Source organism: Pseudomonas sp. NPDC087598, from assembly GCF_044743525.1.
Taxonomy (GTDB): Bacteria; Pseudomonadota; Gammaproteobacteria; order Pseudomonadales; family Pseudomonadaceae; genus Aquipseudomonas.
The window spans coordinates 36071-48159 of record NZ_JBIUWQ010000049.1; the positions used below are offsets into that span (position 1 = coordinate 36071).

Here is a 12089-nt window from a genome sequence, read left to right on the forward strand (position 1 = left end):
CCAACAACAGTCGCTCACGCTCCGGCAAATTGGCAATCGCGTCCGCCAGCGCCGCCTGGAAGCGTTCATCTTCCAGATCGCGTGACGGCTCAAGATGAGCACTGGCGCCATCCTCGTGCAGCCCTTCGTGTTCGCCGTCCTGCAAGAGGTCGTCGAAACTGAACAAGCGACTGCCCAGGGTGTCATTCAAAATCCCGTAGTAATCGTCGAGACTCAATTGGAGTTCGGCCGCAACTTCGTGATCTTTAGCATCACGGCCGGTTTTAGCTTCAATTGCCCGAATTGCGTCACTGACCATACGGGTGTTGCGGTGAACCGAGCGTGGTGCCCAGTCCCCTTTGCGCACTTCGTCGAGCATCGCGCCGCGGATTCGAATGCCCGCGTACGTTTCGAAACTGGCGCCCTTGCTGGCGTCATATTTGGTCGAGACTTCAAGCAGACCGATCATCCCGGCCTGAATCAGATCCTCGACCTGCACACTCGCCGGCAATCGCGCCAGCAGGTGGTAGGCGATGCGTTTGACCAGTGGCGCGTAACGCTCGATCAACTCGTACTGCGCGTCACGTGCCGACTTCTTGTAGTAGTTCATACCGCTGGCGGTCATAACACAGGCCCTGCCGTTTGCTGCACGAGGCGCTCGACGAAAAACTCAAGGTGGCCACGCGGGTTGGCAGGCAAAGGCCAGGTATCGACCTTCTGCGCGATCGCCTTGAACGCCAGCGCGCACTTGGAACGCGGGAAAGCTTCATAGACCGCTCGCTGCTTCTGCACTGCCTTGCGCACGCTTTCGTCGTAGGGCACGGCGCCGACGTATTGTAGGGCCACATCAAGGAAGCGATCCGTGACCTTGGTCAACTTGGCGAACAGGTTGCGACCTTCTTGCGGGCTCTGCGCCATGTTGGCGAGGACGCGGAAGCGGTTCATGCCGTAATCGCGGTTGAGCAGTTTGATCAGTGCGTAAGCGTCAGTGATCGAGGTCGGCTCGTCGCAGACCACCAGCAACACTTCCTGGGCTGCGCGAACAAAACTGACTACCGAGTCACCAATACCCGCAGCGGTGTCAATCACCAGCACATCGAGATTGTCGCCGATGTCACTGAACGCCTGAATCAGACCGGCATGTTGTGCCGGGCTCAGGTGAACCATGCTCTGGGTGCCGGACGCGGCCGGCACGATGCGGATCCCGCCGGGACCCTGCAACAGCACGTCGCGCAATTCGCAGCGGCCTTCGATCACGTCGGCCAGGGTGCGTTTGGGCGTCAGGCCCAGCAGAACGTCGACGTTCGCCAGTCCCAGATCGGCGTCCAGCAGCATGACCCGACGGCCAAGCTCTGCCAGCGCCAGAGACAAGTTCACTGACACGTTAGTCTTGCCGACGCCACCTTTGCCGCCGGTCACCGCGATCACCTGTACGGGATGCATGCTGCCCATGTTATTTCTTTACCTTGTCTTGCATAGACGGAGGCCACATTACTGGCTGCGCGTTCACAACCGGAACAATGCATGGCAGACCATCGATGTAGGTACAAAAACTGTTCATGATTACCTCAGCCAACCTGCTTGGTCGGGCTGTGATAGATATCAGCGAACATGTCGGCCATGGCTTCTTCGCTGGGTTCTTCCTGCATTTGCACGCTGACGGCGCGGCTGACCAGTTGATGACGGCGCGGCAGATGCAAATCATCCGGAATCCGTGGGCCATCGGTCAGGTACGCGACCGGCAATTCATGACTGATCGCCAGGCTCAACACTTCGCCGAGGCTGGCCGTTTCATCCAGTTTAGTCAGGATGCACCCGGCGAGCCCGCAACGCTTGTAACTGTGATAAGCGGCGGTTAGAACCTGTTTCTGGCTGGTGGTTGCCAGCACGAGATAATTTTTTGAGCGAATGCCACGTCCGGCCAGGCTTTCGAGCTGCATGCGCAGGGCTGGATCGCTGGCTTGCAGGCCGGCGGTATCGATCAGCACCACGCGTTTGCGCAGCAGTGGATCCAGCGCCTGGACCAGCGACTGGCCCGGGTCGACGTGGGTCACTGGCACGTTGAGAATCCGCCCCAGTGTCTTCAGCTGTTCCTGCGCACCGATGCGGAAACTGTCCATGCTCACCAGCGCGACATTCTGCGCGCCGTACTTGAGCACATAGCGCGCAGCGAGCTTGGCCAGCGTGGTGGTCTTGCCCATGCCGGCAGGGCCGACCATGGCGATCACACCGCCCTCTTCCAGCGGCTCGACTTCCGGTACGGCAATCATCCTCGCCAGGTGCGCCAACAGCATGCGCCAGGCCTGACGAGGTTCTTCAATGTCAGTGATCATCGCCAGCAGGTCACGCGACAACGGCCCGGACAGACCGATCCGTTGCAGACGGCGATACAGATTGGCTTGCGCCGGACGGCTGCCTTGCAGCTGATTCCAGGCGAGCGTACCGAGCTGCACTTCCATCAGTTCGCGCAGGCTGTTCAATTCAAAACGCATCGAATCCAGCGCACGCGGATCGACACCGCCGGAGGACTGCGAAGGCGCCGGGGCCGGACGCGCCGGGGCGGCGTAAGTCGGCTCGCTCAGCGGTTCAGCGGCAGTCAGCGGCAGGCCAGCGGTCAACGGCAGCCCGGCAAAGATCTGACGATTGCTATTGCCGTCGGCTTCGCCACGCAGGCTCAATTCGGCCTGGGCGGTAACGATGCGCGACTGAGTCTTGCGCAGCTCGTCTTCGAGTTCCATGTTCGGAACCCGTGGCGCCAGCGCCGACAATTTGTAATCCAGTGCCGCCGTCAACTCGACACCGCCGGCAATGCGGCGATTGCCAATGATGGCGGCATCAGCGCCCAGCTCATCACGAACCAGCTTCATGGCCTGACGCATATCGGCGGCAAAGAAACGCTTAACTTGCATAAACCACTACCTCAGCCGTTGGGCCCTACTGTCGCAACGATGGTCACTTGCTTGTTGTCCGGTATTTCCTGGTAGGCCAGCACGTGTAGCCCTGGGACCGCGAGGCGGCCGAAACGCGAGAGCATCGCGCGGATCGGGCCTGCTACCAACAGGATCACCGGCTGACCTTGCATTTCCTGACGCTGCGCCGCTTCGATGAGCGACCGTTGCAGCTTCTCGGCCATGCTTGGCTCCAGCAGAACGCCCTCTTCCGAGCCTTGTCCTGCCTTCTGCAGACTATTGAGCAATATTTGTTCCAACCTTGGTTCCAAGGTGATCACAGGCAGCTCGGACTCAGTGCCTACAATGCTTTGGACGATGGCACGGGATACGCCGACCCGCACCGCAGCCACCAGCGCGGCGGTATCTTGACTCTTCGCGGCGTTGTTGGCGATGGCTTCAGCGATGCTGCGGATATCGCGCACTGGCACGTGTTCGGCCAACAGCGCCTGCAGAACCTTGAGCAGTTGCGACAACGAAACCACACCCGGCACCAGCTCTTCGGCCAGTTTCGGCGAGCTTTTGGCCAGCAATTGCATGAGTTGCTGGACTTCTTCGTGGCCGATCAGCTCGCTGGAGTGCTTGTACAGAATCTGGTTCAAGTGCGTCGCGACCACGGTACTGGCGTCAACCACGGTGTAACCCAGCGATTGCGCCTGGGCGCGCTGGCTGATTTCGATCCACACCGCCTCCAGGCCGAAAGCCGGATCTTTGGCGTTGATGCCGTTGAGCGTGCCGTAGACCTGACCCGGGTTGATCGCCAGTTCGCGATCCGGGTAGATCTCCGCTTCCGCCAAGATCACGCCCATCAGGGTCAGGCGATAGGCGCTCGGCGCCAGATCGAGGTTGTCGCGGATGTGCACGGTCGGCATGAGGAAGCCCAGATCCTGCGAGAGCTTCTTGCGCACGCCCTTGATCCGCGCCAGCAGTTGCCCACCCTGATTGCGGTCCACCAGCGGGATCAGGCGATAGCCGACTTCGAGGCCGATCATGTCGATCGGCGTCACGTCATCCCAGCCAAGCTCCTTGGTTTCCATGGCGCGGGCCGGCGATGGCAGCAGTTCCTGCTGGCGCTGAACCTCTTGCAGCGCCTGAACCTTGGCGACGTTCTGCTTTTTCCAGAACAGATAAGCGCCGCCAGCAGCCAGTGCCGCCATGCTCAGGAACGAGAAATGCGGCATGCCCGGCACCAGGCCCATGACCGCCATCAGACCGGCAGCCACCGCCAGCGCTTTCGGCGAGGCGAACATCTGGCGATTGATCTGCTTGCCCATGTCTTCCGAGCCGGAAGCACGGGTCACCATGATCGCTGCTGCTGTTGATAACAACAGTGATGGCAATTGCGCCACCAAACCGTCACCGATGGTCAGCAAGGCGTAAACCTTGCCGGCGTCGCCGAAGCTCATGTTGTGCTGGAAGATACCGACAGCCATGCCGCCGATGAGGTTGATAAACAGAATCAGCAGACCGGCGATGGCGTCACCACGGACGAACTTGCTGGCACCGTCCATCGAACCGTAGAACTCGGCCTCTTGGGCCACTTCGGAACGACGCGCCTTGGCCTGATTCTGGTCGATCAGACCGGCGTTGAGGTCGGCGTCGATCGCCATTTGTTTGCCGGGCATCGCATCGAGGGTGAAACGCGCGCTCACCTCGGAAATCCGCCCGGCACCCTTGGTCACCACGACGAAGTTGATGATCATCAGGATCGCGAAGACCACCATACCGACCACGTAGTTACCGCCGATCACCACCTCACCGAAGGCCTGGATCACCTTACCGGCGGCGGCGTGGCCGTCCTGACCGTGGAGCATTACCACCCGCGTCGACGCCACGTTCAACGCCAGCCGCAGTAACGTCGCGACCAGCAGAATGGTCGGGAACACAGCGAAATCCAGCGGCCGCAGCGCGTACACGCAGACCAGCAGAACGACGATCGAAAGCGCGATATTGAAGGTGAAGAACACGTCCAGCAGGAACGGCGGCACCGGCAACATCATCATCGCCAGCATCACCAGCAACAGCAACGGCACACCCAGATTGCCTCGACTGAGGTCGGCAACGTTTGTGCGTGCAGTGTTGAATAACTGAGAGCGATCCACCGGTTTTCCCCGTTCCTTTAAAGCAAACTTTTGACGCCCAGAGCGGACGTACGGCGGCTATTGCAAGAAACCTTCCAACTTTTGCGCAGGCAAAAAAAATCGCAGCCTGCGGCAGCTCAACGGGGTTATTCCGCCCATTGAACTGCCGAAAACGGCGATCACGGCGCGTTCAGTAGCGACACGCCCCTACCTCAGTAACTATGTCGGGAAATACCCCATTGCGCGAGAGCGGGTCGCCCCATCCGTTAAATGTACGTTGCGACTCCCCATGACCCGGTTGCTGACCAGCAACGAGTGTTCGAGTACATAGATGTTCGGGTATGAAAGATTGATCGAAACAAATCGTCCGTAATACAAACCCCGCCCGCCATAAATGGGCGTAACGTCGATAAAGTTGTTATGCAAAATCCCCCATCCCATAGGTTGTCCGCCGTTGTCCATGCTGACGGCACCGAACTGTCTGAACCAGGCGGCTGCCTGAGCTGCGGTCATGAATGAGTTGTTTAAAATCAACCTGTGAACATTCATCACCCGCACGGGATAGGAAATCTGTTTTTCATCGGCATCGGTCACAGTGATAGTGGTCGATTGATTACTCAGCCCCGTAACCTTGCCATTGGCATCGACCGATGCGATGCCGGGGTTGGCTGAACGATAGGTGTAAGGTGGCCGGCCACCCGTTGGAACGCGCACCCGCACATTGTTGGCGACCTCGCGTTCGCGTAATCCATAAGCGGTGCCACCCAACAATTTCCAGCCATTCAAAAGCATCAGTTGAGTATCAATCGCCAATGCTTCAGTGACCTTGACGGTATACCGCGCCACTGGAAGCACCAGCGCCGTCTCCTCGTTGTCCATACTGCCCAGTGCGATTTTGCAAGTCACCTCACAGGTAGACAGATCCTTGAGTGCATAGAACCAGCTTCGCGCGGCCTTAACGCTGATGCCCTGAGAGATTTCTTCGGCAGTCAGCGCGGTGCCGGGACGCAATAGCAACGGATCAACGCCCTCGCTGGCGACCGTGATCCACACTCGCTGCCCGACCTCGGCGACAGGCAACGGCGGCTTGACCACGCACGTGAGGTCAGTCTGGATGATTCTCAGATCGATAAACGGCACCGCTCCTGCTTCAACAATATGCGGGCGGGTCAAGACGGGATCCCTGTCGCTGATTGTTTTGACCGTCAATATCAAAGGCCTGGACAGGATAGTCTTGCCATTCCTGAGCAGCTCAAAGTTGATTTCCACCTGTGCCCCACGATTTTCCGCAATGAATGACGGCCTCAGTGAAAAAAATGCAACGTTGTCAGCATTCAACGATTGAGCAGTGAATGTCGGATAACCCTCACCCGGCGCCCCCTTGACCAGCAGGCGCACTTGGTCACCCGGGCGTGGACTGGCCACATGTACACGCGCTCGGGCACCGCCATTATTTTCCAGCGGGTCAAGTACGCCATCAGGCGCACGGCGTACAGTCGGCGGCTGCAACGACTGCGCCGGGTCTCCGATGTACAACTCGAGAAGCGCGGATGACTGTGGCAGATCTTCTGGCCGCTCGATCCACCAAAGCAGACTGAAAAACTGCTCCCGATAGAACTCGATAGCCTCGCCACCCAGCCAGAACTCCAGATCCTTGCCTACCCTTGAGTGCTCAATCGGTAAGCGGTCCCGAAATACCACCCCGCCCGCATCCCCCCGCCCCTCCAAATGCACCACGTCACCCAAACGGGTATAGGAAGCCGCCGCGACCTGGATATCCGTTCCATACGGCACATGTGCGGGATTGAGCACACCATCGATGACGCCAATACACAACCGGCGCAGGCAATACGGGTTTGAAATCGTCCACACGCGCATTCATCGTTTCCGAAACCAGCGCAGGATTCAAAGTGGCATGACTGGCCTCATAGGAGACATTGACCGCCCCCCGGATCAACGGGGCAATGTCCTTGGCAGTTACGCTGAAGGCAATGGCTTGGCCGACCAACTGATCACTGACGTCACGATAGGTTTGATACAGGTGCGGACGCCCAGAGGCACTGGTTCCCGCCCATGTCAATGTGACTCTGAACCCCTTCTTTATCCGGGTATCGGGACCGCACAACACCACGGTTCGGCTTAGCGCAGGATCCAGAGTGCCGCCTACCGCATCCGTTATCCACGGCGCCGGTAGCCGCAAAGTCTTACCTTGCAACGTGAAGATATAGATCTCCGAACGATCCTGTTTACCATCTGCTTTTGTGCGCAGGTAATCGACTTGCACCTGCCCACAAGCACTGGCAAGCACGATTGGATTTGGAATTTGGAAAGACTGAATCCCGAGGCGAGTGATCGGTTGCTCTTCACTGTGTTCGACCACCTCGCCGCTCTGCGTCGTAGCCGCCCATCGCAACAGCAGTTTCTCACCCCGCGCAAAACCACTGCTCGTAATCACCTGAACAGCCAAGTCGTCGAAACCCACCTCATCAAGGCTGACCAGGTCGTCGTCGGCAAGAGGAACGAATACCGGATCAAGCCAGGCATTGGCGGGATCACTGACGACTGTAGTGCGCTCTGAAAAGTCGCTGACGTTCTCCACCTGATCTTCGATCTGATAGACCAGCACCGCCGGGTCGGCGGGACCTGCATCGCGGATATTTTCTGGCGTAATGAAAACACTGATGTCCGATCCGACCTCGCTCTCCAGCACAGTGTGGGGAGTGACAGCAATGCCATGGAAACAGAGCTTCAACTTGTCCCCCTTGGTCATGAAGGGCCACCGAGGGATGATCGCTGTGACCCCCTCGGCAGCGACATCCTTATCAATGACCTGACCAGGGGCCAACTGGAGTCGAGCCGGCTTGAGTCGTTGATGACCAGGCAAGTCCGGCTCGGGATCGTTGCCGCCCGGCGGATCGATCTTGAACCAGACTTCGAGTTCCCGTCCCTCGGGTGGCTGACCGCTTTTGCGCAGAATTTCATAACGCAAAGTATGAACACCGGCCGGGACATCCTTCGCAGCGATGTGCATCACCACATCAAGATTATCGTGATCCGCAGGCAACACCGACGTGGCAACCAGTGTTTTACCCACGTACAGCCGAATGGTGTCCTCTGCAGCCATGTTCGTATAAGCCTGAACCAGCACCCGGAGCCCCTTGGCACTCGTATAAAGCAAGGGGCGGTTGACCCCCACTTGCGCCGGCGCAAAATCGATGTTGGTGAACTGCCCGGGAATATTGGGCGCATACAGGGAAAAGAGCCCCAGACCACCGCTCGAATCGAAGGGAACAATGTCGTATTGCGCATCGTCAATTTCGTCCCGAATCGGCATTACCATTAAGCCAATCATTGCCCTGCTCCTGAAAAGATCCGTGCGGTTTGCCAAGGATATGGAGAGGCCATTGAAAACTTGATGCGAATAATCGACCACTGTCAGAACTAACAGGTACACGCTTGTTTCTGACGAACGGCACAGGCGTCAACCGGAAAATATCTTCAAAGGCCTCTGCCCATCCGGGTCCACGCCACCTCCCCGGAGAACCCGCAGGATGTACGCCATTACCGCGGACTTCAAAAACGAGGAGATGCTGGCCGATGCCAGCGAAGCGCTCACTTAAACGGCGAGCAAACTGTGCAGATACGACGGAGTCAGCAGGACCTCATTAGGAGATTGCCAACCCCGCTCTACTTAAACTAAAAACGGAGGTGTGTGACTTCCTTCGTCTGTGTACTCACACGATCATATTCGACCGGCTTACCGACTTTGATGGCCGTCTTGCGCTTATGGTCTTCAGGGACCTGGAAGTAAAAACATCTTTCGTCAGGGTCACGCGGAAGATTCGTACCACCCAGTGCGGGATTTGTATACTTTTCACGTTTGCGTTTTATGTTGAGGTATTCATCGTACGTTCCCGGATAAATAGTGCCCCTGCCAGTATTTTCGTCATAACTTATGAATGTACCGTTCAGCTTTTCACCTTCCATTTCATCTGCCATTTCCCTTCTCCTTTGCCATCGCAAAAAAAGATACGCACCCAAAGTGCGACACCTCCCAGCATCAAATCGCAAAGGCACGTTTCCCACACCTGTAAAACCTGACAGGTTAGACGCGCTTTCAGACGAAAGGTAAGCCTGAGGATCACGCCGTAAGTCCGGCGACATCGGCCAATTGCCCCTCGAGACTTTCTCAGGGACAGGACACGTTTTTACTTGAACAGTCGCCCGTTCTTTTGCTTTTAAAACCACAATGTTTAAAAGACACCTTCAGACACGCCTTCAAGGCTACAGATTCTTGCGTAATTGCCTACAGCTACGCCAGAATCCGCCGGCTTGTGCGCCTTGGGGTCGGGTTCTATTGTGGGTCGGTCGTTGACGAATCAGCGATCGGGTTTAGCGACTCGAACTCAAGTCAAAGGTGCATCAGCGTTCCAGGCTTCGTTGCGGATCTGTATTTTCGCGATTTCGTCATGGTGGCTGTATGCGGGAGACCTTCGGGTCTGCCGGGTGCCTTTGACCGGTTCGCTAACCTGCGTACAGCCGCCACCCCTCTTGTTTAGCGACAGGATTGGGCGGCTCCACTTCAAAGGAGCTTCACCATGATCAAACCAACACCCAACCCGCCCGAAACCGACCCCACTTCCCCCTACGAATCCCTCCATTCGAAAAAGCTCAACGAAGCCGCCGACCGCGCCCTCGACCACTACCTCTGCCCGCCGGGGTCTACGCCGCCTCCCCGTAGAGTCCGCAGGATGTACGCCGTTACCGCCGACTTCAAAAACGAGGAGATGCTGGCCGATGCCAGCGAAACGCTCGCCTCAGCCAGAACCATCGCTCAAGACTTCGCCCACCTCTTGCCAGCGTCGCAGCGCAGGACGTTGTTGGGGGTTGCGCATCTGATCATGCTCGGGGAGTTGGCGGTGAATCGGGTGATGGATAATTTGCAGATGCCGCAGTAACCGGCCTATCTGACAAGACTTGAGTGATGTGTTGTGGTTGCTGACGTCTTCACGGGCAAGCCTGACGCACAGCCAACACATGTCTTCAGGCATGAAAAAACCGCCCCCCCCCCGGTGCAATCGGGACGGCGGTTTTTTCGTTTCAGCTTTTTTGTCAGATTGCGATGCGGGCGATCTTTTGGTCAATACCGAAGGATTTTTACTTTTCCATTTTTGCTCTTGGGCAATTCAAACTCGACCTCGCCGTCCACTTTGATGTTCGCGTGGTGGACCTCGTCCTACGGAATACTGAACGTGTAATTCTTGGCGACCAGAACCGCACCGGCGGCAGCCCCAAAAGAGACACTTTGCGCCGCAGGCTCTGGATTTTGAATGATGGTGCCTTCACCGGTTTTCGGGTTATAGCGACTGAATTTACCTTTCATTGTTACGCTCCCTTGATGCGCTTGAAAAAGCCGAGCAAAAATGCGCGGCATCACTCTGCAATCAAACCGCAAAGGCGTTTCCCCCACACCTGTAAAACCTGACAGGTAAGGCCTATTACCAGACGAACGGCATACTCAAAACATTCAAGGGCAGACCACGTTCCTTCCAGACAGATCGCCCTATCTTTTGCTTTTTAAACTCAATTGTTTAAAAGACACCTTCAGACACGCCTTAGAGGCTACACATCCTTGCGTAATTGCCTACAGCTACGCCAGAATCCGCCGGCTTGTGCACCTTGGGGTTGAGTTCTATCTTGGTTCGGTCGCTGACGAATCAGCGATCGGGTTTAGCGACTCGGACCATCTCAGTGCATCAGCGTTCGTGGCTTCGTTGTGGGACTCTTCGCCCGCAATTACGTTATGGCGGCTGTATGCGGGAGACCTTTGGGTCTACCGGGGTGCCTGTGACCGGATCGCTAACCTGCGTACAGCTGCCACCTTCACTTGTTTAGCGACGAGGGAAGAGTGGCTCCATAACCTCAGGAGCTTCACCATGATCAAACCAACACCCAACCCGCCCGAAACCGATCCCACTTCCCCCTACGAATCCCTCCATTCGAAAAAGCTCAACGAGGCCGCCGACCGCGCCCTCGACCACTACCTCTGCCCGCCGGGGTCTACGCCGCCGCCCCGTAGAGTCCGCAGGATGTACGCCGTCACCGCCGACTTCAAAAACGAGGAGATGCTGGCCGATGCCAGCGAAACGCTCGCTTCAGCCAGAACCATCGCCAATGACTTCGCCCATCTCGTACCTGCGTCGCAGCGCAGGACGCTGCTGGGCATCGCGCAGTTGATCATGCTCGGCGAACTGGCGGTGAATCGGGTGATGGATAATTTGCAGGTACCGGACTAACAGCAGCCCCCCCACCTGTGGCAAGGGAGCCTGCTGCCTTGCCACAATCACTATGCAGGAACTGCCGGAAGCAGCGATGTTCTGGATAATCAGGAAGTGAATCGCAGATTTGTTGCTTTTCCTTTTGCTCCTTTCGGTTCGTCAAATTCAACCGAGGCGCCTAGCTCGATCTTTTCAAGATTTTTGTCGGTCAGCGGTAATTTGAATTTGTAAGCCTTATCCGCTAGAAAAAAACCCGTTGCGGCAGCAAACGATACCCCCGAGCGCGTCGGCGTAATCGTGCCTTCTCCCGTTGCCGGGTCATAGCTACTGAACGTACCTTTCATTGTCGTGCTCCTTTGCGTTTGCTCGATGTACCCGCGCCGGGTACGCGGTGCCAACAAGCATCAAACTGCAAAAACGCGGTAAACGCACCTGTCAGAGTTGACAGGTGCAGACTGCATTCAGACAGGCGGTAACCATCAGGAATTGCGACGCAGATCCGGCTGAATCGGCAGGTCGTCCTTGAACGGATCAGGACGCCTGTCCTTGCCCGCACGGAACTGACGGATCTGCCCCCCCTCGGGGACAGATCATATTTGCTTTGCACTGGTGACCACCCGTCGCGACCTGTCAGATCTGACAGGTGCGCAAATCCTCGTTTAGCGCTCTGATAGCTCCTGCCCATTGCCATGCCACAGGAGCTTGATCCATGACCACCTCAACCCCAGCAGACAACACCGTTCTCGCCCTGAGCCCACCCCAAGTCACCGGCCAGACCGAGCCCGTGGTCGGCGCAAACATCG

11 protein-coding genes are annotated in these 12089 nt (G+C 57.4%); 2 read left to right on the plus strand and 9 right to left on the minus strand.

Features of this window, described 5'->3' with window-relative positions; translation table 11 throughout:
• From ACIOWE_RS22715 to ACIOWE_RS22745, 7 genes are all read right to left on the minus strand, one after another.
• A partial coding sequence (locus ACIOWE_RS22715) for an RNA polymerase sigma factor FliA (protein ID WP_401396090.1) occupies positions 1-604 on the minus strand: 604 nt, incomplete at its 3' end.
• Positions 601-1431 (minus strand): flagellar synthesis regulator FleN, encoded by an 831-nt coding sequence (gene fleN / locus ACIOWE_RS22720; protein ID WP_003222917.1) that lies wholly within the window; start codon positions 1429-1431, stop codon positions 601-603. The genes ACIOWE_RS22715 and fleN, both read right to left, overlap by 4 nt.
• Positions 1432-1547: 116 nt before the next feature.
• Positions 1548-2888 (minus strand): flagellar biosynthesis protein FlhF, encoded by a 1341-nt coding sequence (gene flhF / locus ACIOWE_RS22725; RefSeq protein WP_201239276.1) that lies wholly within the window; start codon positions 2886-2888, stop codon positions 1548-1550.
• A gap of 11 nt (positions 2889-2899) precedes the next feature.
• Positions 2900-5029, minus strand: a complete 2130-nt coding sequence (flhA, locus tag ACIOWE_RS22730; protein ID WP_401396093.1) for a flagellar biosynthesis protein FlhA — start codon at positions 5027-5029, stop codon at positions 2900-2902.
• Positions 5030-5227: 198 nt separating this feature from the next.
• Positions 5228-5887, minus strand: a complete 660-nt coding sequence (locus tag ACIOWE_RS22735; protein ID WP_401396113.1) for an Ig-like domain-containing protein — start codon at positions 5885-5887, stop codon at positions 5228-5230.
• A gap of 859 nt (positions 5888-6746) precedes the next feature.
• Positions 6747-8360, minus strand: a complete 1614-nt coding sequence (locus ACIOWE_RS22740) for a hypothetical protein (protein WP_401396096.1) — start codon at positions 8358-8360, stop codon at positions 6747-6749.
• A 344-nt stretch (positions 8361-8704) separates the two neighbouring features.
• Positions 8705-9007, minus strand: coding sequence for a hypothetical protein (locus tag ACIOWE_RS22745; protein WP_401396099.1), 303 nt, complete (start codon positions 9005-9007; stop codon positions 8705-8707).
• Positions 9008-9606: 599 nt separating this feature from the next.
• Here ACIOWE_RS22745 and ACIOWE_RS22750 point away from each other — a divergent pair.
• Positions 9607-9966 carry a DUF6124 family protein gene (locus ACIOWE_RS22750; RefSeq protein WP_401396102.1) on the plus strand — a complete coding sequence of 120 codons (360 nt, stop codon included), beginning with the start codon at positions 9607-9609 and terminating at the stop codon, positions 9964-9966.
• Positions 9967-10244: 278 nt separating this feature from the next.
• Here ACIOWE_RS22750 and ACIOWE_RS22755 read toward each other — a convergent pair whose 3' ends face one another.
• The gene (locus ACIOWE_RS22755; RefSeq protein WP_401396105.1) at positions 10245-10391 is read right to left on the minus strand and encodes a hypothetical protein; all 147 of its coding nucleotides are present in this window, start codon (positions 10389-10391) and stop codon (positions 10245-10247) included.
• A 553-nt stretch (positions 10392-10944) separates the two neighbouring features.
• Between ACIOWE_RS22755 and ACIOWE_RS22760 the strand changes: the two genes are divergently transcribed.
• Positions 10945-11304 carry a DUF6124 family protein gene (locus tag ACIOWE_RS22760; protein WP_401396108.1) on the plus strand — a complete coding sequence of 120 codons (360 nt, stop codon included), beginning with the start codon at positions 10945-10947 and terminating at the stop codon, positions 11302-11304.
• An 89-nt stretch (positions 11305-11393) separates the two neighbouring features.
• Here ACIOWE_RS22760 and ACIOWE_RS22765 read toward each other — a convergent pair whose 3' ends face one another.
• A complete protein-coding gene (locus ACIOWE_RS22765) occupies positions 11394-11630 on the minus strand; it encodes a hypothetical protein (RefSeq protein ID WP_401396111.1) in 237 nt (78 codons plus the stop codon).
• Between the last annotated feature and the right edge of the window lie 459 nt (positions 11631-12089).

Excerpts from the sequence above, each read along its gene's own strand:
- fleN (WP_003222917.1), bottom strand. The coding sequence starts at position 1,431 with ATGGGCAGCATGCATCCCGTACAGGTGATCGCGGTGACCGGCGGCAAA.
- flhF (WP_201239276.1), bottom strand. The coding sequence starts at position 2,888 with ATGCAAGTTAAGCGTTTCTTTGCCGCCGATATGCGTCAGGCCATGAAG.
- ACIOWE_RS22735 (WP_401396113.1), bottom strand. The coding sequence starts at position 5,887 with ATGGACAACGAGGAGACGGCGCTGGTGCTTCCAGTGGCGCGGTATACC.
- ACIOWE_RS22740 (WP_401396096.1), bottom strand. The coding sequence starts at position 8,360 with ATGATTGGCTTAATGGTAATGCCGATTCGGGACGAAATTGACGATGCG.
- ACIOWE_RS22745 (WP_401396099.1), bottom strand. The coding sequence starts at position 9,007 with ATGGCAGATGAAATGGAAGGTGAAAAGCTGAACGGTACATTCATAAGT.
- ACIOWE_RS22750 (WP_401396102.1), top strand. The coding sequence starts at position 9,607 with ATGATCAAACCAACACCCAACCCGCCCGAAACCGACCCCACTTCCCCC.
- ACIOWE_RS22755 (WP_401396105.1), bottom strand. The coding sequence starts at position 10,391 with ATGAAAGGTAAATTCAGTCGCTATAACCCGAAAACCGGTGAAGGCACC.
- ACIOWE_RS22760 (WP_401396108.1), top strand. The coding sequence starts at position 10,945 with ATGATCAAACCAACACCCAACCCGCCCGAAACCGATCCCACTTCCCCC.
- ACIOWE_RS22765 (WP_401396111.1), bottom strand. The coding sequence starts at position 11,630 with ATGAAAGGTACGTTCAGTAGCTATGACCCGGCAACGGGAGAAGGCACG.